Below are 20,662 nucleotides of genomic sequence, written 5' to 3' on the forward strand. Positions count from 1 at the left end.
TGGGCACCGGCCAAAGAGGGGGCGCCGTTGGCCGGCAACCTACCCAGCCAGCCCTCAAAGTCAAGGTTGCCGGGCCAGATCCGGGGCAGATTCTCAGGTTCTAGGCCGGGAAGAAGCGGTTTTTCGGCCTGGGCAGGCCGAGATTTTCGCGCAAGGTGGGGCCTTCATACTCCGTCCGGAAGATCCCGCGGCGCTGCAGCTCGGGAATCACCTTGTCGACGACATCGTCGAGGCCCGCGGGCAGGAACGGGAACATGATGTTGAAGCCGTCGGAGCCGCGGCTTTCCAGCCAGTCCTGCATCTGGTCGGCGATGGTCTTTGCGGTGCCGACGAAGGCGAGCCCGCCATAGCCGCCGACCCGCTGCGCCAGCTGCCGCACCGTGAGCTTGTCGCGGGCGGCGACGTCGACCAGGCGCTGGCGGCCGCTCTTGGAGGCGTTGGTCTCGGGGATCTCCGGCAGCGGGCCGTCGGGATCGAAGCCGGAGGCATCGGTACCGAGGATGACCGAGAGCGAGGCGATGGCGCTGTCGTAATGCACCCGGCTGTCGAGGAGCGCGCGCTTCTCCTTGGCTTCCTCGACGCTGTCGCCGACCACGACAAAGGCGCCGGGCAGGATCTTCAGATGCTCCGGATTGCGGCCGATCTTGTCCATGCGGCCCTTGATGTCGGCATAGAGCTTCTGGCCGTCCGAAAGGCTGCCGCCGCCGGTGAACACCGCTTCCGCCGTCTCGGCCGCGAGCTGCTTGCCGTCCTCGGAGGCGCCGGCCTGCACGATGACCGGCCAGCCCTGCACGGGGCGGGCGATGTTCAGCGGCCCGCGGACCTTGAGATATTTGCCCTTGTGGTCGAGCACGTGCATCTTTCCGGGATCGAAGAACAGCCCGCTCTCAACGTCGCGCACGAAGGCATCGTCGGCGAAGGAATCCCACAGGCCGGTGACGACGTCGTAGAACTCGCGGGCGCGCTTGTAGCGCTCGGCATGCTCCATGTGATCGTCGAGGCCGAAATTCAGCGCCGCATCAGGGTTGGAGGTCGTGACGATGTTCCAGCCCGCACGGCCGCCCGAGATATGGTCGAGCGAGGCGAAACGCCGGGCGACGTGATAGGGCTCGTCGAACGTGGTCGATCCCGTCGCGATCAGGCCGATGTTCTCGGTGACCGCCGACAGAGCCGACAGCAGCGTGAACGGCTCGAACGAGGTCACGGTGTGGCTGCGCTTCAGCGCATCGATCGGCATATTCAGCACGGCCAGATGATCGGCCATGAAGAAGGCGTCGAACTTCCCGGCCTCCAGCTTGCGGATCAACTGCTTGAGATGCCCGAAGTTGAAATTCGCGTCCGGCCAGGCGCCGGGATAGCGCCACGCGCCGGTGTGGATCGAGACCGGGCGCATGAACGCGCCGAGCTTGAGTTGACGAGGGGCCATGAGGGGGAAGTCCGCGATGGTTGCTGTCTTTGAGGAGATAGGAACTTCGCGGGCGCGCGTCAGCAACCCGCCGCAGAACACGATTTCGTTTTTGGGGCCGCGCGTAGCACGCTCATTCCAGAGAGGGCCGAGCAAGCGACCCAAACAACAGTGTCGTCCCGGCCTTGAGCCGGGACCCATACTCCGTGAAGCCTATGTGAGGCACGGTCTCCATCATCCGGGCCTAAGACAGATTCCGCGGTATGGGTCCCGGCGTTCGCCGGGACGACACTTTTGGTGTGGCGCGACCGCCTATCTCATTCTGAGTGTGGTGGAGCTGACCGCGATCATTCGCGAGAAGCGAATGACATCCTCGCCTTGATGCTAGCCGCCCAGCACGTCCTTCTGCATCTTGCCGCCGTAGAAGTGGAAGAACGGCACTGGCGCGTCGTGGCGCAGCGGGCCGGTGGCCAAGCGCTTGTCGAGTTCGTGGAGGACGTTCTTCGTCATCGGGTGCAAATCGGCCAGCGGCTTGGAGCCGAGCTCGACCCAGACCAGCTCGACCAGCTCCGCATCGGCGTGAATGACGCCGTCGACGCGGTGGGTGATGGCCGATGCATCGGCCGTGAAGAAGCGGGTGTCGAAACGCTTGATGCGGCCGGGCGGAGTGATGGCGCGGGCGATCAGGAACAGGCCGGAGGGATCGGGCAGGAGGCCCGCTTCAGCGAACGGCGCCCATGGTCCGTCCAGCTTCGGGGCAGGGCCGTCGACCTTGCGGCCCAAGCACAGGCCGGTCTCCTCGCAGGCCTCGCGGATCGCGGCGACGGCCAGCGATTTCGCGCGCGAGGCCGTGGTCTGCGGCTTGCCCTTGAACAAATTGGCTTCGAGCTCGGCCGCCATGGGGGCGGCGACCGGAATGCGGTGATCGGTCTTGTCGACGCGGCCGCCGGGGAAGACGAACTTGCCCGGCATGAACACGACCTTGTCGTGGCGCTTGCCGACCAGCACCTTCGGCACCGTGCCGCTGCGGTCGACCAGGATCAGCGTCGCCGCATCCCTTGGCTTGGTGTAGGGGTGGTGATCCGCTTCCTTCTCGGCGGGCTTGCCCGCCGGTGCGCTCGTCGCCGGTGCCGTCTCGCTCATATCCTCCCCGCCTTTTCTTGTTTGTTGATCGTCCCGTCGCTCAAACCGGGGGAATGCCTTCCACCGGGTTGTCGTCGAAGCCGTGCATGCGGAACGCCCATTGCAGCCCGACGACGGCGCCCTTGACGGGCTGGATCAAGGCGAGTGAGGCAATCAAGGTCACCGGCAGATAGACCGCGAGCTGCAGGGCCACCGGCGGCGCGTAGTTGGTCTCGATCGACAGCACCAGCGGCACGATGATGTGGCCGACGATGACGATGACGAGATAGGCCGGCAGGTCGTCGGCGCGATGACCCGAGAAATCCTGGCCGCAGCGGTCACAGTTGTCCGCGACCTTGAGGAAGGCGCGGAACAGCTTGCCCTCGCCGCAACGTGGGCAGCGGCCGCGCAGGCCGCGCTTCATCGCCGTCCACACGTCGCGCTTCTCGGCGAGACCGGTGTCGCGGGTCCAGGTTTGTGGCAATGCGCGGGGCGTTGAACTCATGGCGTCCATGATCTGCCTTTCTTCGATGTGCCGGGCTTGCGTTTTGCCCCTGCCTTTTGGCTTTTCTTACGGCTCTTGTCTTTATGCTTTGGACGAGGTTCGGGCTTGGTCCGCTTGGCTCTCGTCCCGACGGTATTCTTGCGCTTCGGTCCCGCGCCGCGCGGATGCCGCGACACCAGCACGTCGGCCTGCGTCAGCAGCTCGAAGCGCAGTGCGCCGGCCACCGGTTGAGCTTCTACCAGACGCACGTCGACGACGTCCCCCAGCCGGTGCATGGCACCGCTGCGCTGGCCGATCAGCGCGTGGCGGGTCTCGTCATAGTCGAAATATTCCGTGCCGAGGGTTCGGATCGGCACCAGGCCGTCGGCGCCGGTATCATCGAGCTTGATGAAGAGACCCGCGCGGGTGACGCCGGAGATGCGACCCTGGAAGGTGGCGCCGATGCGGTCGGCGAGGTGGTGCGCGATCAGCCGGTCGGCGGTCTCGCGCTCGGCCTTCATCGCGCGGCGCTCGGTGACCGAGATCTGGGCTGCGACCTCGGCCAGATGATCCGGCGTCTCGCTGTCGGGCAGGGCGCCGTCGCCGAGACCCAATGCGCGCAGCAGGCCGCGATGCACGACAAGGTCGGCATAGCGGCGGATCGGCGAGGTGAAATGCGCGTAGCGGCGCAGGTTCAGGCCGAAATGCCCGTAATTGTCCGTGGAGTACTCGGCCTGCGCCTGCGAGCGCAGCACGACCTCGTTGACGAGCTGCTCGTAGTCCTGCCCGGCCACGAGCGTCAGCACGCGGTTGAACAGCGATGGCCGCAGCGCGCCCGATTTGGCGAAGGGCACATCGAGCGTCTTCAGGAATTCCTGCAGCGCATGCACCTTCTCCACCGTCGGCTCGTCGTGCACGCGGTAGATCAGCGGCAGCGCCTTCTTCTCCAGCAGCTCGGCCGCGGCGACGTTGGCCGAGATCATGAACTCCTCGATCAGCTTGTGCGCGTCGAGGCGTTCCGGCACGACGACGCGGTCGACGGTGCCGTCCTTCTTGAGCAGGATCTTGCGCTCGGGAATGTCGAGGTCGAGCGGATCGCGCGCATCGCGGCCGCGCTTGGCGACCTCATAGGCTGCATAGAGCGGCTTGAGGATCGGCTCGAGCAGGGGACCCGTCACGTCATCAGGCTTGCCGTCGATGGCGGCCTGCGCCTGCGCGTAGGAGAGCTTTGCGGCCGAGCGCATCAGCACGCGGTGGAAGGAGTGCGAGCGCTTGCGGCCGTCGGCGCCCATCACCATGCGCACGGCGAGCGCACCGCGCGCTTCGCCCGGCACCAGCGAGCACAGATTGTTGGAGATGCGCTCGGGCAGCATCGGCACGACGCGGTCGGGGAAGTACACCGAGTTGCCGCGGATCAGCGCGTCGCGATCGAGCGCCGAGCCGGGCCGCACGTAGTAGGCGACGTCGGCGATCGCGACGTGGAGGATGAAGCCGCCGGCATTGCTCGGATCGAGATCCGGTTCGGCGTGGACGGCGTCGTCGTGGTCCTTGGCGTCGGGCGGATCGATCGTGACCAGCGGCAGCTCGCGCCAATCCTCGCGCCCCTTCAACGTCGCCGGCTGCGCCGCCTCGGCTTCCGCAACGGCCGCAGCCGAGAAGTCCATAGGGATCTCGTGGGCGTGGATCGCGATCAGGCTGATCGCCTTCTCGGTCGCGACCGAGCCGTAGCGCTCCTTCACGCGGCCCGACGGCAGGCCGTAGCCGCGCCCGCGCAACAGGTCGACGCTGATGAGATCGCCATCCTTGGCATCTTTCGTATCGCCAGGGGCAATCGACAGCTCGCGTCCGGCCTGCTTCTTGTCGACCGGGATCAGGCGCCCGCCGTTGCCGTTGGGGTTGCTCTTGAAGATTCCGAGCACGCGGTTGCGCGCCTGGTCGAGCACCTTCAGCACGCGGCCGCGATAGGCGATCCCGTCGGCATCGTTGATCGGTTCGACGCGGAGCAAAGCGCGATCGCCGACGCCGGCGGTGGCACCTGGCTTGGCGAGGCGAGATGCGTAGATGCGGATGCGCGGCGGCTCGGACTGCTCGGCCTCGTCCCATTCGGCAGGCTTGGCGATCAGCTCGCCATCGCTGTCACGGCCGGTGATGTCGGCGACCAGCGTGGCGGGCAATGTCGCGGGCTCGACGATCTTTTTGCGGCCGCTCTTCTTGACGGTGCCGTCGGCGACGAGCTCGCGCAGCAGCTCTTTCAGTGCTGCGCGATCGGCGTTCTTCAGGCCGAACTCGCGGGCGATATCCTTGGTGCCAACCTTGCCCGGATTGGCGCGGATGAAGGCGACGATGGCCTCCCGCGGAGGGAAGCCGATGTCGCGCTTTTTGATCATTTTCTCATCCGCGGGCCTTGCCGGCGCTCTTCTTGGGCGTGGCCTTGGTGGCAGGCTTGGCCGAGGTCTTGGCGGCCTTGGCAACCGGCGCACGCGCCTTGCTGGTGGACTCTGACTTCGGCTTGGCCGCTGCCTTCTTGGCGACCGCCTTCTTCGCAGGCTTCGGCGTGTCGTCGTCGCCTCCGGCCTTCGGCTTAGTAGCCGCCTTGCTTGAAGAGGACTTGGGCTTCGCAGCCTTCTTCGGAGCCTTCGCCTTGCCGCCGCCCTTGGCCGCACGCTCGTCGATCAGCACGATCGCCTCGGCGAGCGTGATCGTGTCCTTCTCCTTGTCGCCGGGGATGGTGGCGTTGACGCCACCCGCGGTGACATAGGCGCCGTAGCGACCGGCCTTCACGGCGACCGGGCCGAGCGACGGATGGTCACCCAGCGCCTTGCCGGGGTCGGCGCCGAAGCGCTTGCTCGGGCCCTTGGCCACCTTCTCGGCGATCAGGGTGACGGCGCGGTTGAGGCCGATGTCGAACACCTCGTCGCCGGCCTCCAGGCTGGCATAGGTCTTGTCGTGCTTCACGAACGGTCCAAAGCGGCCGAGTCCGGCGGTGATCGGCAGACCCGTTTCCGGATGCTTGCCAATCTCGCGCGGCAGCGACAGCAGCTTCAGCGCCAGATCGAGATCGACGTCGGAGGGCTGCGTGCCCTTCGGGATGCCGGCGCGCTTCGGCTTCTCGCCTTCGGCATAGTCCTTCTGCTCGCCGAGCTGGATGTAGGGCCCGAACCGGCCGGCCTTGACCGCGACCTCGAGGCCGGAATCCGGATCCTGGCCGAGCATGCGATCGGCCGCGGCCTCGCTGTCGGCGGCGAGCGGGCGGGTGTAGCGGCACTCCGGATAGTTGGAGCAGCCGACGAAGGCGCCGAACTTGCCGGCCTTCAGATTGAGCCGGCCGGTGCCGCAGGTCGGGCACTGTCGGACGTCGCCGCCATCCTCGCGCGGCGGATAGATGTGCGGGCCGAGCATCTCGTCGAGCGCGTCGAGCACCTGCGCCACGCGCAGGTCCTTGATGTCGTCGACGGCGCCGATAAAGCCGGTCCAGAAATCCTTCAGTACCTGCTGCCAGGCGATCTCATTGTTGGAGATGCGGTCGAGCTGCTCCTCCAGGTCCGCCGTGAAATCATACTCGACATAGCGGCGGAAGAAGTTTTCGAGGAACGCGATCACGACGCGGCCCTTGTCCTCGCCGTGCAGCCGCTTCTTCTCCAGCTTCACATAGCCGCGCGCCTTCAGCACATCGAGGATCGAGGCATAGGTGGAGGGCCGGCCGATGCCGAGCTCTTCCATGCGCTTGACCAGCGAGGCCTCGGAGAACCGCGGCGGCGGCTCGGTGAAGTGCTGGGTCACCGCGAGATTCTGGCGCTTGAGCGGATCGTTCGGGCTCATCTGCGGCAGGCGGCGGCTGTCCTCGTCCTCCTCGTCGTCGCGGCCTTCCTGATAGAGCGCGAGGAATCCGTCGAACTTGACGACCTGGCCGGTGGCGCGCAGCTCCAGGGTGCGGCCGCCCGCCTTGGCGATGATGTCGACGGTGGTGCGCTCCAGCTCGGCCGACTCCATCTGGCTGGCGATGGTGCGGGTCCAGATCAGCTCATAGAGCTTGGCCTGGTCGTCATCGAGCCGCTTGCGCAGCTCGGCCGGCTTGCGCGACAGGTCGGTCGGTCGGATCGCCTCGTGCGCTTCCTGGGCGTTCTTGGCCTTGGTCTGGTACTGGCGCGGGCTGTCCGGCACGTATTTGTTGCCGTAGATCTCGCCGATCACCTTGCGCGCCTGGGTGATCGCCTCAGGCGCGATCTGCACGCCGTCGGTACGCATATAGGTAATGAGACCGGTGGTCTCGCCACCGATGTCGATGCCTTCATAGAGGCGTTGCGCGATGCGCATCGTATGCGCCGGCGCGAAGCCGAGCTTGCGGCTCGCCTCCTGCTGCAGGGTCGAGGTGGTGAAGGGCGCCTGCGGATTGCGGCGCGCCGGCTTGGCGTCGACGGTCGCGACCGTGTAGCTCGCCGCGTTGAGCGCGTTCTTGAAGTCTTCGGCTTCCGCACCGGTCCCGATGTCGAGCCGCTGGATCTTCTTGCCGTCGGCACCGACGAGGCGGGCCTCGAACGTGTCGCCGCGCGGTGTCGCCAAGGTTGCGATCAGCGACCAGTATTCGCGCGGAACGAACTTCTCGATCTCGAGCTCGCGATCGCAGACGAGGCGCAGCGCCACCGACTGCACGCGGCCGGCCGAGCGCGCGCCCGGCAGCTTGCGCCACAACACGGGGGAGAGCGTGAAGCCCACGAGGTAATCGAGGGCGCGGCGCGCCATGTAGGCATCAACCAGGGCGCCATCGATCTGGCGCGGATTCTTCATCGCCTCGGAGACGGCCTGCTTGGTGATCGCATTGAAGACGACGCGCTCGATCTTCTGATCCTTCAGCGCGCGCTTCTCCTTCATGACCTCGAGCACGTGCCAGGAGATCGCCTCGCCCTCACGATCAGGGTCGGTCGCGAGAATCAGGCGGTCGGCGCCCTTCAGGGACTTGGCGATATCGTTGAGTCGGCCGGCGGCCTTGGGGTCGACCTCCCAGATCATCCGGAAATTTTCTTCCGGATCGACCGAGCCGTTCTTCGCAGGGAGGTCGCGGACATGGCCGAACGAGGCCAGAACCTCATAGGAGGAGCCCAGATACTTATTGATCGTCTTGGCCTTGGCAGGCGACTCCACGATGACGATATTCATGTATTTCCAATGACTTAGTGGAGGGGTCGAAGCCGGTTTCGCGGGATTCGCGCTCGGCCCGTTGACCCGAACATGGGTGGTGAGGGGGTTCCTGTCAAATCGGGGGGCCCCGAAAGTCGATTGCGTCCCACTGGGGAAGTACCTATCAGGTTGTAGGGAGCGCCATTGGAACCGTGCTCTTTTTCCGATGTTTTTCCTTAAATACCCGTCATGGGATAGGTCGATTGGTCAAGGAAGCGGACAGACGCGACCAGGATATAGAAGAGTCGATGGAGGATCCCGATGCCGCGGCGGCGCTGATTGCCGAGGTCACGGCGAGCCTGTCGCAGCTCGCGCAACGCCATAACCTGGACATGCTCGACTACCTCCTGCGCATGGCCAATCTCGAAGCCGAGGAGCATCTCAGGCTGCGCAGCAAGCGCAGGCTGAGCTGATCTTGGTCGCGCTCACGGCGTCGCCACGGTGGTCGCTTCGTCTTGGCTGAGTTCTTGTCGGAACAGAGACGCGGTTGGCTGACAAGCCTGCAGCGACGGAGAGCGGCGGGTGCAGCGTGCTTTCCCGCGCGCTCTGGGAGAGCTGCGCCCGAAGGGGTGATTTCGTTCAGGTCAATACGGTCGGCGACTGCCTGCGCCTTGTTGCGGCAGTCGCCGAAGTCTCTCAGGCCGCGAGGTCGCTCACGGTCTTCAGCGCATGTGCGAGCGCCTGCTCGCGTTGCTCGGGTCCGACCATGATGCCGTCGGCGGCCACGAATTCAGGCGCCGTCACGCCGATGAAGCCGAGCACACCACGCAGATAGGTTTCGAGATGCTCGAGCGCTGCCATGGGGGCGGAGCCGTAGAAGCCGCCGCGTGACAGCGCGACGATGACGCGCTTGCCACCGACGAGACCCTCCGGGCCATTGGCGCCATACTTAAATGTCTTGCCCGGAACCAGAATGCGATCGATCCAGGCCTTGAGCTGGCTCGGGACGGAGAAATTGTACATCGGTGCGCCGATCACGACGATATCGGCGCGGAGAAACTCGTCGAGCACCGCTTGCCCGGCGGCCACGTCCGCCTGCACCGCAGGGTCTGTGATCGCGGCGCCATGAGCAATCGCCATATGTGCTCCGGACAGGTGCAACAACGGCGTAGCTGAGAGATCCCGGTAGGTGAGCTCGAGACCGGGCGTGAGCTCGCGCAGGCGAGTGACGATCGCGGCCGACACCTGACGGCTAACGGAATTGGGGCCGAGCACGCTGGAGTCGACATGGAGCAGTTGGGTCATAGGTCAGTCACCTCAGTACTGGTTTGTAACTGGCGCACTATGAGTGACTGTGCTGTAACCCCACAAGAACGCACATTTTTGAAACCCGGGCACAGCCGTGACACTTGCTGACAGCGATGATCCTGACCTTCCGGCGCAGCCGGGGCCGAATGACTGCCGGGGCGTGGCCTCGATCCTGGCGCGTGTCGGCGACAAATGGAGCGTATTCGTCATCATGATGCTGCAGGACGGACCGAAGCGCTTCAACGAGCTGAAGCGCCTCGTCGGCGGCATCTCCCAGCGCATGCTGACCTTGACGCTGCGCGGGCTGGAGCGCGACGGGCTGGTGACGCGGACGGTGTTTCCGACCATCCCGCCGCGGGTCGACTATGAGCTGACCGATCTCGGCCGCGGCCTGTCGCAGCCGGTGCAGGCGCTCGGGCACTGGGCCATCCAGCACCAGGAGCAGATCGAGCAGGCCCGCTCGCGCTTCGATGCACGCAAGGATGGCGGCTGAGCGTCAGGTGAGCGACACCATCCCGCCGCCATGACGCTCCAGCCGGCCGGCCAGCTCGAGCTCCAGCAGCACCATGCGCAGCACTGCGGGCGACAGGCCGCTGAGCCGGATCAGGTCGTCGATCGACACCGGCGTCGGGCCGAGCAGGGCGGTGATCTGCGCGCGGTCGTGGTTCTCGGGATCGGGCGCGAACAGCTCCTCGTCGGGTTCGCGCAGCGACAAGGGCAGCGGCCGCTCCAGGATCGGCCCGACTGCCTGGATCACATCGGCGGCCTCGGTGACGAGCGTGGCACCCTGCTTGATCAGGTCGTTGGTGCCGGCCGAGCGGGGATCGAGCGGCGAGCCCGGCACGGCGAACACCTCGCGGCCCTGTTCGCCAGCCATCCGGGCGGTGATCAGCGAGCCCGAGCGATGCGCGGCCTCGACCACGACGACGCCAAGCGAGGCGCCCGAGATCAGCCGGTTGCGGCGGGGGAAGTCGCGGGCGCGCGGCTCGTGTCCGAGCGGCATCTCGGAGATGGCGGCGCCGCTGCCGTTGACGATGGCGCCGAGCAGATCGACATGCTCCGGCGGGTAGATGCGGTCGTGGCCGCCGGCGAGAACGGCGACCGTGCCGCTGCTGATGCTCGCGCGATGCGCGGCCTGATCGATGCCGCGCGCCAGGCCGGAGATGATGACGAAGCCGGCCTGGCCGAGCTCATGGGCGATCTGGCCGGCGAATTTGAGCCCGGCCGCGGAGGCATTGCGCGAGCCGACGATGGCGATCATCGGGCGCATCAGGCTGTCGCGGGGGCCGCGGACGGCGAGCAGCGGCGGCGCATCCTCGCAGGTGGCGAGGCGCGGCGGATAGCCGTCCTCGTCCGGTGCCCGGAGTTGGACGCCCCGGCTTTTGCAGGCTTCGAGCTCGGCTTCGGCCTGGCCCACAGTGCAGATCCGGCCGCTCGTCGCCGCGCCGCCGCGGCGAGCCAGGTCCGGCAGACGGTCGAGCGCGGCGCGGGCGGTGCCGAACTGGTCGAGCAGCGCGCGGAAGGTGCGCGGGCCGACATTGTCGGAGCGGATCAGGCGCAGCCGGTCGCGCCGCTCGGTTTCGCTCAGCTCGATGGTCGTATTGATTGCGTCCACGCCAGCCTCCTCGAACAGGGCCAGCATGGAGCAACCCGAGGACGCATGGAAGAGGGCGCGCTACGCCGGAGCGACCTCGCGCGCCTCCTCAGTCGAGGTGGCCGGCCGCTCCTCCGCGATGGCCGGCATGGTGCCGGCGGGGGCCTCGCGCAGCCAGCGGTCCGCTGCCTCGCGCCCGCGTTGATGCAGCATGGCGATGAAGTCGCTGCCGAAGTCGGTGGCCTCGCGCTGCGCCAGGGACTCGATCTCGTCCTCGGCGGCGAGCCGATGCAGGCGGGGCGGGTGCAGGCCGTCGCTGCGGGCCCATTCGAGCGCCGCAAGCTCGGCGTTGAGCACGGCATTGGCTGCGATCTGGTCGAGGCGGCGATCGATCGCGGCTGAGGTCATCGGCACATGGCCGTCCCGCGCCGGCGTGACCTGAACGACGAGCAGATCGGCTGCGCTGGACTCATGTGCAATCTGGATCAGCGGCGGGTTGGCGGCGTAGCCGCCGTCCCAATAGCTTTCATCGTCGATCTCGACGGCCGCATGCATCTGGGCCGGGCAGGTTGAGGCGAGCAGCACGTCCGGCGTGATGTCGCCGTTGCGGAAGATCTGCGGCTGGCCATCGCGGATCCGGGTGGCCGCGAGCAGCAGGCGCGGCGCGCTTGCGCTCTGCACGGCGGCGAAATCGATCGTCGCGGTGAGGATGTCGCGGAGCGGCGCCAGATCGAGCGGATCGGCGCGTCCGCCGCGCAATCCCGTGCCGAACGAGACCGCGCTGCTGGCCGGCGAATAGCCGCCGATCAGCATCAGCGCGCGGAACGAGGCCTCATCGGCAAGCCCGGTCCAGAACTCGGCCAGCCGGCCGCGGGCTTCGTCGCGGCCGCCGCTGGCCAGCCCGCTGGCGAGTAGCGTCGCGTTGATCGCGCCGGCGCTGGCGCCGCTGATCGTGTCGAAATCGCAGGCCGGCTCCTCCAGCAGGCGGTCCAGCACGCCCCAGGTGAAGGCCGAGAAGGTTCCGCCGCCCTGCAGCGCCAGCGACAGCTTGCGCGGCGGCCACACGCGCGGCGGCGGCGGCAGCTTGGCGTTCGCGATGGTCTCGGCCAGGGATCGCTCCGGCGCGTCGGCGGCCTTTGGCTCGGTGGTGGCGGTCGAGCCCGTGGCGGCGATCATCATCTCGACGACGGCCGTGGCGCTCTCGGATGGCGTGGTCGCGGCCGTTGATGCGATCGGGGCAGCCGGGCTCTCGGCCATCGGATCGGCTGCGAGGTCGTGCGCCGGCGGCTCGATCGCTGCGGCCTGTGTCGGTTCAGCGGTGTTGCCGGCGGATGCGAACGGGTCGTCGGTCGACCAGATCTGGGCCGCGGAGAGGAGGGCGCTGGCGCTCGATCGAATGGGTGTGGACATTTGCTGCGCCGACTCCTCCTCAGTGCGGTGATCGCGGGGAAGCCGCGAGCCGCTTGAATTGGTCTTGCGTGTTCAGATGCCGGAATCATGACAGGCAATCATGATTCACACCAGAGTCGGCGTTAACTTATTAGCTGATGATGTGGCGGTGTTGCTGCGTTGCCGCTGTAATTTCAGGGCGAGACACAGGATGTGCGCATTTGCTCCGTATTTGTCCGGAGTGATTACTTCTTAGCGCCGATCTTGCTCTCTGTGCCGCCCTGCAAGCGCTTGATGTTTTCGCGATGCATGTAAATGAGCAACAAGGTGAGCAGGGCAAACAACGCGGCCAACGCAGTGTGGCCGAAAGCCCACAGCATGATCGGTGTCAGCACGCTCGCGACGAGTGCAGCAAGTGATGAGTAGCGGAACGCGAAGGCGGTCGCGAGCCAGACCAGGCAGAAGAAGATCGCGCCGGGCCAGAACAGGCCGATGAGGATGCCGATATAGACCGCGACGCCCTTGCCGCCGCGGAATTTCAGCCACACCGGGAACAGGTGGCCGAGGAATGCGCCGAGGCTCGCGATCATCGCGGCGTTGGGACCACCGAGATAGCCGGCGACGATGACGGCGGCCGTGCCCTTCAGCGCATCGCCGAGCAGGGTTCCGGCTGCAAGCCCTTTGCGGCCGGTGCGCAGCACATTGGTGGCGCCGATGTTGCCGGAACCGATGCTGCGCAGATCCTGGGTACCGGCGAGCCTGGTGAGGATCAGGCCGAACGGGATCGAGCCGAACAGATAGCCGATGATGAGAGCGACCGGGAGGAAGGCTTCGGAACCCATCACACAACTCCTTGCGCGCGATGCCGTGCGTCAGACATGTTCGAACACGGTGCGGCCGCCGACGATGGTGCGGACCACGCGGCCGGTGAAGCGGGCCTCGTCGAACGGCGTGTTCTTGCACAGTGATTTCAAGTCGGCGGGATCGAGGATCCAGGGCACATCCGGATCGATCACGATGATGTCGGCCGGCGCGCCCGCGCGCAAGGTGCCGCCGGGCAGGCCGAGCAGTTCCGCCGGGCGAGTCGACATCGCGCGGATCAAGGTGGTCCAGCTCAGTTCGCCGCTGTGCACCAGCCGGAGCGCGGCCGACAGCATCGTCTCCAGGCCGACCGCGCCGCTCGCGGCCTCCGCGAACGGCAACCGCTTGACCTCGACGTCCTGCGGATTGTGGTCGGACATGATCACGTCGATCAGGCCGGACGCCAGTGCCTCGACCAGCGCGCGGCGGTCGACCTCGGTGCGCAGCGGCGGCGTCAGCTTGAGGAAGGTGCGGTAGGGACCGATGTCGTTCTCGTTCAGCGTGACATGGTTGATCGACACCGAGGCGCTCACGGCAAGGCCGGCGTCGCGCGCGCGCTTGAGGACGTCGAGCGAGTCCACCGAGCTCAGCGCAGCCGCGTGGTAGCGGCCCTTGGTGAGGGCGACGAGACGCATGTCGCGCTCGAGCACGACGGCTTCGGCCGCAGGCGGAATGCCGGAGAGGCCGAGGCGCGAGGCGAACTCGCCTTCGTTCATGACGCCTTCGCCGACGAGGTTCGGATCCTCGGTGTGATGCACGATCAGGGCGTCGAAGTCGCGCGCGTAGGTCAGCGCGCGCCGCATCACCTGCGCGTTCATCACGCTGGTGTGGCCATTGGAGAAGGCGACTGCGCCGGCGGCGCGCAACAGGCCGATCTCCGTCATCTCCTCGCCGCGCAGGCCCTTGGTCAGCGCCGCCATCGGCTGGATGTTGACGATGGCGGTGTCGCGGGCGCGGCGCAGCACGAAGTCGACGGTGGCGGAGTTGTCGATGACCGGCTCGGTGCCGGGCTGGCAGATGATGGTGGTGATGCCGCCGGTGGCGGCGGCCTGGCTGGCGCTTGCGAACGTCTCGCGATGGCCGAGGCCCGGCTCGCCGACGAAGGCGCAGATGTCGACCAGGCCTGGCGCGACGATCTGGCCGGCGCAGTTGATGACATCGGTTCCTTCCGGCACGCCGGCGGCGCCGATGCCGCGCTTGAGGTCGCGGATGACGCCGTCGGCGATCAGCACGTCACCGGGACCGTCGATGTCGCGGGAGGGATCGATGACGCGCGCGTTGGCGAGCAGGATCGGGCGGCGATCGGTCAGCATGTCGTTTCGTCCCGAGGTCTCAAATCAAGCATTGGGCAGGTTGCGGGCCAGCGCCTCGAGCACGGCCATGCGCACGGCGACACCCATTTCGACCTGTTCCCGGATCAGCGACTGCGCGCCGTCGGCGACGATGGAGTCGATCTCGACGCCGCGGTTCATCGGGCCGGGATGCATCACGAGCGCATCGGGCTTAGCGTAAGCGAGCTTCTTCTGGTCCAGTCCGAAATATTGGAAGTACTCCGACGAGGACGGCACGAAGGAGCCGTTCATGCGCTCGCGCTGCAGCCGTAGCATCATGACGATATCGGCGCCGTTGAGCCCCTCGCGCATGTCGCGTGCGACCTCGACGCCCATCCGCTCGATGCCCGGCGGCAGCAAGGTGGAGGGCGCGACGACGCGGACGCGCGCGCCCATCGTGTTCAGCAGGAGGATGTTGGAGCGCGCCACGCGCGAATGCAGCACGTCGCCGCAGATCGCGATCACGAGGCCCTCGATGCGGCCCTTGTTGCGGCGGATGGTCAGCGCATCCAGCAGCGCCTGGGTCGGGTGCTCATGCGCGCCGTCGCCGGCATTGATCACGGAGCCGTCGACCTTGCGGGCCAAAAGCTCGACCGCGCCGGAGGCGTGGTGGCGGACCACCAGGATGTCCGGATGCATCGCATTGAGCGTGACGGCGGTGTCCACCAGGGTCTCGCCCTTCTTGATGGACGAGGACGACACCGACATGTTCATGACGTCGGCGCCGAGCCGCTTGCCGGCAAGCTCGAACGAGGATTGCGTCCGCGTCGAGGCCTCGAAGAACAGGTTGACCTGGGTCCGGCCGCGCAGCACGGTGCGCTTCTTGTCGACCTGACGATTCAGTTCGACATACTCCTCGGACAGGTCGAGGAGACCGGTGATGTCGTGGGCGGAAAGGCCCTCGATTCCCAGCAAATGCCGGTGCCCGAGGACGAAAGTCGATTTCGGAGAGGTTGCCATTAAAGCCAGAGCTATAGGCGCGGTTTCCATGGCGGGCAAGGCCGAAAGCCGGGGTTCCGAGTTATCCCCCGTTCCGTCTCGCGGCTTGCGGCGGCCTGCAGGGTGGCGGTTGATCGCTGCCGGAAGATTGCTCGGATCGGGCATCCTGCTGGCGAGCCTTGCGCCGGCCTCGGCGGCGACCCTGATGGCGGATTTCGCCTACCTCCGCGACATCGATCCGACCATCCTCCAGGACATCCGCTATGCCGGCAGCAACAATTTCGTCGGGCGCCGCCTTCCAGGGTACGACGCGGCCGAATGTATCGTGACGCGCAAGGTGGGGCTGCGGCTGAAGGCGATCCAGGCCGAGTTGCGGCCGCGCGGTCTGTCCCTGAAGATGCTCGACTGCTACCGGCCGGTGCGTGCCGTCGCGGAGATGCTGGCCTGGTCGCAGGACGGCGAGACCGCTGCCGCTCGCCGCTACAATCCGCATGTCGCCAAGCAGGACTTGTTCCGTCTCGGCTACATCGCCCTGCGTTCCGCTCATTCCACAGGTGCGGCGATCGATCTGACGCTCGTCGAGCTCGCGGCCGACAATTCCGCCGCGTTCGATCCGGCCAAGGACTATGCTGACTGCACGGCGCCGGCGGCGCTGCGTGCGCCCGAAGGCAGCGTCGACATGGGAACGGGCTATGATTGTCTGGACCCCAAGGCTCATACCGCCGCGCAAGACCTGACGCCGCAGCAGCGGCGCTGGCGCAATGAGCTGGTGACCGTGATGGCGCGGCAAGGTTTTGTGAACTATGCCAGGGAGTGGTGGCACTTTTCGCTGCCGGGCGCGGACACGACCACTTATGTTTTCCCCATTCGGCCGCGCCGATAGTCGATTCGCACAGGCAAGGCCATGACCCAGTCTTTCCACGCGACCCACGAGGTCTTCAACCAGTCGCCGCCATTCGAGGACGTGAACCTGTTCACGGTGGACCGGCCGCTGATCGACGCCGTGAAGGCGAATGGCGGCGTCGGCGCCGAGCAGGAGCTCAGCGCGTTCGGCGAGCTGTGGGGCACGGCTGAGATGGCGGAGCAGGGCCGGCTCGCCAACGAGAATACGCCGAAGCTGCGTACTTTCGATGCCAAGGGCTTTCGTCGGGACGTGGTCGAGTTTCATCCGGCCTATCATCACATGATGGCGCGATCGGCTGCGGCCGGATTGCACAATTCGACCTGGACGGCGCAAGGCAAGCCCGCCGGCGGCAGCTCCGAGGTGGTGCGCGCGGCGAAGTTCTACGTCGCTTCGCAGGTCGAGAGTGGTCATCTCTGTCCGGTCACCATGACGCGCGCCTCCGTCGCGGCGCTGGCGTCGCAGCCTGACCTGCTGGCCAAGGCGATGCCTGTCATCGCGACACGCAACTACGATGCTGCGTTTGCGCCGTGGTGGCGGAAGCGCGGCATGACGCTCGGCATGGGCATGACCGAGAAGCAGGGCGGCACCGACGTGCGTGCGAACATGACCCGCGCCGAACGCTCCGGCGACGGCTATCGCGTCACCGGGCACAAATGGTTCATGTCGGCGCCGATGTGCGACGCCTTCCTGGTGCTGGCGCAAGCCGAGGGCGGCCTGACCTGTTTCTTCATGCCGCGTTTTGCGCCGGACGGATCGATCAATGCGCTCCGCTTCCAGCGCCTCAAGGACAAGCTCGGCAATCGCTCCAATGCATCCTCCGAGGTCGAGTTCGCGGGCGCTTACGCCGAGCGCGTCGGCGAGGAGGGCAGGGGCATCAGCACCATCATCCAGATGGTGCAACTGACGCGGCAGGATTGCGCGATCTCGTCCGCCGGCCTGATGCGTTCGGGGCTGGCGCATGCGCTGCATCACGCGCGTCATCGCAGCGTGTTCCAGAAGCATCTCGCCGACCAGCCGCTGATGCAGTCGGTGCTCGCCGACATGGCCCTTCACGTCGCGGCGACGGTGGCGCTGGTGATGCGGCTGTGCCGCGCGTTCGATCGCATGCACGAGGATCCGGCCGAGGCGGCGTACATGCGGTTGCTGACGCCCGCGATCAAATACTGGGTGTGCAAGAGCGCGCCGCCGTTTCTCTACGAGGCGATGGAGTGCCTCGGCGGCAACGGCTATGTCGAGGACGGCCTGCTCGCGCGCCACTTCCGGGAGTCGCCCGTCAACGCGATCTGGGAAGGCTCGGGCAATGTGATGTGCCTCGACGTGCTGCGCGCGCTGTCGCGCGAGGCGGAGGCGGCGACTGCGGTCTTGAAAGCCCTGGCCGAGGAGACGCGTGCTCTGCCCGGCGCAGCGGACGCGGTCGCCATGATCGGCAAGGCCTTCCGGCGCGGCGACGGCGAGCGTGTCGCACGGCTGGCCGTCGAGACGTTGGCGCTGCTGGCGGCCGCGGCCGCGCTCAATGCGGTGACGCCCGCTCACGCCGAGCTGTTCGCCGCCACGCGGCTCGCCAACGTTCATCCGAGCATGTATGGCGCCGTCGATCTCGATCCCGCCGCCATCCGTGCCCTGCTGGAGCGCGCCCTGCCTTGACCGACACTCCCGACACCGCCGTCATCGATTCCCTCGATCCGCTCCAGCCGCCGCAGCAGGTTGCTCCGGCCCAGCATCAGCCGCGCACGCTCGGCTTCTGGCGGACGACGTTGTGGGGTCTCCTCATCATCGTCCTCTTCTTCGTCGGTCAGCTGACGCCGATCATCTATCTGCTGCTGCGCCATGACGGCGCGTTCACGGGCGCGGTCGAGCTTCAGACGGCCGCGGTCCAGATCGCGAGCCGGTCGCTCACGGTGTCGCTGTCGGCGATCATGGGTGTGCCGGCGATCCTGCTCCCGATCTACTTCGCCGTCCGCCACACCCGCAGGTCGTTCGCCGACTATCTCGGCCTGCGTTGGACCGGCTGGAAGAATTTCGCCCTCGGCGTGGTCGGCATGGTCGTGATCCTGAGCTGCTGGGAACTGGCGGCGCATCTGACCGGACGCGGCGACTCGTCGTCGAGCTTCATGGTGGACATCCTGAAGACCGCGAAGGGCGACGGCGTGGTCTGGCTGATGGTCATCGCCTTCTGCGTCGCGGCGCCGGTGTCGGAAGAGCTTATGGCGCGCGGCTTTCTCTATCGCGGCTGGTCGGACTCCTTCCTGCGGGTGCCCGGGGCCATCCTGCTGTCATCAGCGGTCTGGACCGTCCTGCATCTTCAATACGACTGGTTCGCTTTGCTGAACGTGTTTTCGCTGGGCGTGTGGTTCGGCTATCTGCGCTATCGCACCCACTCCCTTTATCTGACCATGGTGCTGCACGGCCTCAACAACCTCGCCGCCACGATTCAGACGATGTGGCTGGCGAGCGGCAACGGGTGATTGAGCGATCCCGGAGGCCCTCGTTGCTTACCTCGGTCTTCCGCGCGACCATGCTCCGCAACATCCGGGGATCATCATGACCGATGCCATTCGGGCAACCAAGGCGCCGCGTACCTGGTATTTTTTCGGGACGCTGGGGTTCACGCTGCTCGCGGCCTTGGCCTCATTGCTCGGCGGATTCGTGACGCTGGTCGTCCTGCTGCTCGTTCACCGCGTCCCGATGGAGGGCGCCTATGAGCAGATGATGACTCACGTCTACTGGAAGACGGCTGCGGGGATCGGCAGCGTTCCCGGCGAGCTTGCCGGGATCTGGTTCGCGGTGCGCTGGGCACGTCGGCGGTTCTCCGAATATCTCGCCTTGCGCTGGCCAACGGCGCAAGACCTCGTTCTCGCCCTGCTCGTCATGCTGGCCGTCATCCACATCGTCAGCTTCATCGGACAATCGATGGGGGAGACGCTCGACGCGGGTGTGCTCGCTGAATTCGGTCGCGCGCGCCGCGATGGTCCGCTGACGCTGTTCTTCTACCTGGTGATGGGCTGCATCGCAGCTCCCATCGTCGAGGAATTCGCGGTGCGGGGCTTCATGCTCCGCGGCTGGTCCGAGTCGTTTTTACGGCCGGCCGGGGCGATCGTGCTCACGGCGGCTTTCTGGGCCATTTGCCACACCCAGTACAATTGGTTCGGCGTGTTCGAGATCTTCGTGATCGGCCTCGTGCTGGGTTATTACCGCCTTCGCAGCGGCTCGACCTGGCTCACGGTCGTCGTGCACTCCGCTAACAACATCTATTCGTACTTGATCATCGGTCTGCTCACCTAGCCCGTGCCGACCAGTGCGATGAAGAGCGGCATGGTCAGCGCGGCGAGCACCGTCTGCAGCGAAATGATCTGGGCCAGCAGCGGCGCGTCGCCGCCCATCTGCTTGGCGAGCACATAGGCGCTGGGCGAGGTCGGCACCGCCGCGCAGATGGCGACCACCGCGAGGCTCGGGCCGCTGACGCCGAACCAGGCCGCGAGCCCGATCGCAAGGATCGGCATCAGCACCAGCTTGAGCGCGACGCCGAGTGCGGCCGCAGGTCCGGCGCGCCGCAGGCCTTCGAAATGCAGGCCCGCGCCGGTCACCAGCAGGCCGATCGGCAGCGACGCCTGGCCGAGCGCGTCGGCGGCGTCATGCCAGAGCTTCGGCAGCGGCAGATGCACCAGGTTGAGCACGAGCCCGACGATGCAGGCCCAGATCAGCGGATTGCGGACGATCGTCGCGACGATCTCGCCCATCGAGCGCCGGGTCGGAGAGGCATAATGGGCGAGAACGGCGACGCTGAACACGTTGACCATCGGGATGATCGCGATCATGCCCACCGAGGCCACGGCAAGCCCGGTCGGACCGAACAGGCTGCCGGAGACGCTGAGCGCAACATAGGTCTGCCAGCGCGTCGCCCCCTGGAAGATCGAGGTGAAGGCCGGGCCGTCGACGCCGGAACGGGCGAGCAGGGGCCGCAGCGCGAGACATAGCGCGGACATGGCCAGCATTGCCAGGAACAGCGCGCCGCCGATGCCAGCCACCGGGACTTTGCTCAGATCGGCCTTGACCAGGCTCTGCAGCAGCAGCGCCGGAAACAACACATAATAAGTCAACCGCTCGAGCCCATGCCATTGCGTGTCGAGCCGGATCAGGCTGCGTCGCAGGCCGAACCCTAGCACGATCAGCAGGAACACCGGCGCGAGCGCCGCAACGACGGGGCTCATGG

At 66.7% G+C, this 20,662-nt stretch carries 18 protein-coding genes; 6 read left to right on the forward strand and 12 right to left on the reverse strand.

The window, feature by feature from the left end; genetic code table 11:
* Nucleotides 1-100: 100 nt before the first annotated feature.
* The 5 genes from NLR35_RS05745 to topA all read right to left on the reverse strand — a co-directional run bounded on the left by NLR35_RS05745 (nt 101) and on the right by topA (nt 8,165).
* Nucleotides 101-1,426, reverse strand: coding sequence for an LLM class flavin-dependent oxidoreductase (locus NLR35_RS05745; RefSeq protein WP_257165583.1), 1,326 nt, complete (start codon nt 1,424-1,426; stop codon nt 101-103).
* Nucleotides 1,427-1,789: 363 nt separating this feature from the next.
* The gene (locus NLR35_RS05750) at nt 1,790-2,548 is read right to left on the reverse strand and encodes an NUDIX domain-containing protein (protein WP_257165584.1); all 759 of its coding nucleotides are present in this window, start codon (nt 2,546-2,548) and stop codon (nt 1,790-1,792) included.
* A gap of 40 nt (nt 2,549-2,588) precedes the next feature.
* Nucleotides 2,589-3,032, reverse strand: coding sequence for a DUF983 domain-containing protein (locus tag NLR35_RS05755; protein WP_257165585.1), 444 nt, complete (start codon nt 3,030-3,032; stop codon nt 2,589-2,591).
* Nucleotides 3,029-5,398 (reverse strand): ribonuclease R, encoded by a 2,370-nt coding sequence (gene rnr, locus NLR35_RS05760; protein ID WP_257165586.1) that lies wholly within the window; start codon nt 5,396-5,398, stop codon nt 3,029-3,031. The genes NLR35_RS05755 and rnr overlap by 4 nt, the downstream gene beginning before the upstream one ends.
* Nucleotides 5,399-5,402: 4 nt before the next feature.
* Nucleotides 5,403-8,165 carry a type I DNA topoisomerase gene (gene topA, locus NLR35_RS05765; RefSeq protein ID WP_257165587.1) on the reverse strand — a complete coding sequence of 921 codons (2,763 nt, stop codon included), beginning with the start codon at nt 8,163-8,165 and terminating at the stop codon, nt 5,403-5,405.
* A gap of 269 nt (nt 8,166-8,434) precedes the next feature.
* Between topA and NLR35_RS05770 the strand changes: the two genes are divergently transcribed.
* Nucleotides 8,435-8,599: a hypothetical protein gene (locus NLR35_RS05770; protein ID WP_008964912.1), complete on the forward strand. Its 165-nt coding sequence runs from the start codon at nt 8,435-8,437 to the stop codon at nt 8,597-8,599.
* A 223-nt stretch (nt 8,600-8,822) separates the two neighbouring features.
* Here the strand turns inward: NLR35_RS05770 and NLR35_RS05775 are convergent, their stop codons facing one another.
* Entirely contained in the window at nt 8,823-9,431 is a 609-nt protein-coding gene (locus NLR35_RS05775) for an FMN-dependent NADH-azoreductase (protein ID WP_257165588.1), read from the reverse strand.
* 97 nt (nt 9,432-9,528) lie between these two features.
* On the opposite strand from NLR35_RS05775, the gene NLR35_RS05780 reads away from it, so the two are divergent.
* The gene (locus tag NLR35_RS05780) at nt 9,529-9,927 is read left to right on the forward strand and encodes a helix-turn-helix domain-containing protein (RefSeq protein ID WP_257165589.1); all 399 of its coding nucleotides are present in this window, start codon (nt 9,529-9,531) and stop codon (nt 9,925-9,927) included.
* Nucleotides 9,928-9,930: 3 nt separating this feature from the next.
* Here NLR35_RS05780 and dprA read toward each other — a convergent pair whose 3' ends face one another.
* From dprA to NLR35_RS05805, 5 genes are all read right to left on the reverse strand, one after another.
* Nucleotides 9,931-11,049, reverse strand: coding sequence for a DNA-processing protein DprA (gene dprA / locus NLR35_RS05785; RefSeq protein ID WP_257165590.1), 1,119 nt, complete (start codon nt 11,047-11,049; stop codon nt 9,931-9,933).
* Nucleotides 11,050-11,109: 60 nt separating this feature from the next.
* A complete protein-coding gene (locus tag NLR35_RS05790) occupies nt 11,110-12,438 on the reverse strand; it encodes a patatin-like phospholipase family protein (RefSeq protein ID WP_257165591.1) in 1,329 nt (442 codons plus the stop codon).
* Between the two features lie 224 nt (nt 12,439-12,662).
* Nucleotides 12,663-13,259: a glycerol-3-phosphate 1-O-acyltransferase PlsY gene (gene plsY, locus NLR35_RS05795; RefSeq protein WP_257165592.1), complete on the reverse strand. Its 597-nt coding sequence runs from the start codon at nt 13,257-13,259 to the stop codon at nt 12,663-12,665.
* A gap of 30 nt (nt 13,260-13,289) precedes the next feature.
* Nucleotides 13,290-14,591 carry a dihydroorotase gene (locus NLR35_RS05800; protein ID WP_257165593.1) on the reverse strand — a complete coding sequence of 434 codons (1,302 nt, stop codon included), beginning with the start codon at nt 14,589-14,591 and terminating at the stop codon, nt 13,290-13,292.
* A gap of 24 nt (nt 14,592-14,615) precedes the next feature.
* Entirely contained in the window at nt 14,616-15,569 is a 954-nt protein-coding gene (locus tag NLR35_RS05805) for an aspartate carbamoyltransferase catalytic subunit (protein ID WP_257165781.1), read from the reverse strand.
* Between the two features lie 184 nt (nt 15,570-15,753).
* Here NLR35_RS05805 and NLR35_RS05810 point away from each other — a divergent pair, with 184 nt between their 5' ends.
* The 4 genes from NLR35_RS05810 (at nt 15,754) to NLR35_RS05825 (ending at nt 19,734) form a co-directional block, all read left to right on the forward strand.
* Nucleotides 15,754-16,431, forward strand: a complete 678-nt coding sequence (locus tag NLR35_RS05810; RefSeq protein WP_257165782.1) for a M15 family metallopeptidase — start codon at nt 15,754-15,756, stop codon at nt 16,429-16,431.
* Between the two features lie 21 nt (nt 16,432-16,452).
* Nucleotides 16,453-18,096, forward strand: coding sequence for an acyl-CoA dehydrogenase family protein (locus NLR35_RS05815; protein WP_257165594.1), 1,644 nt, complete (start codon nt 16,453-16,455; stop codon nt 18,094-18,096).
* Nucleotides 18,093-18,917: a CPBP family intramembrane glutamic endopeptidase gene (locus NLR35_RS05820; RefSeq protein ID WP_257165595.1), complete on the forward strand. Its 825-nt coding sequence runs from the start codon at nt 18,093-18,095 to the stop codon at nt 18,915-18,917. Before NLR35_RS05815 ends, NLR35_RS05820 begins: the two co-directional genes overlap by 4 nt.
* A 76-nt stretch (nt 18,918-18,993) precedes the next feature.
* A complete protein-coding gene (locus NLR35_RS05825) occupies nt 18,994-19,734 on the forward strand; it encodes a CPBP family intramembrane glutamic endopeptidase (RefSeq protein WP_257165596.1) in 741 nt (246 codons plus the stop codon).
* Here NLR35_RS05825 and NLR35_RS05830 read toward each other — a convergent pair.
* Nucleotides 19,731-20,660 carry an AEC family transporter gene (locus NLR35_RS05830; protein ID WP_257165597.1) on the reverse strand — a complete coding sequence of 310 codons (930 nt, stop codon included), beginning with the start codon at nt 20,658-20,660 and terminating at the stop codon, nt 19,731-19,733. The genes NLR35_RS05825 and NLR35_RS05830 overlap by 4 nt on opposite strands.
* Nucleotides 20,661-20,662: the final 2 nt, after the last annotated feature.

Origin of the sequence: Bradyrhizobium sp. SRS-191 (assembly GCF_024586915.1) — a bacterium.
Lineage (GTDB): Bacteria > Pseudomonadota > Alphaproteobacteria > Rhizobiales > Xanthobacteraceae > Bradyrhizobium.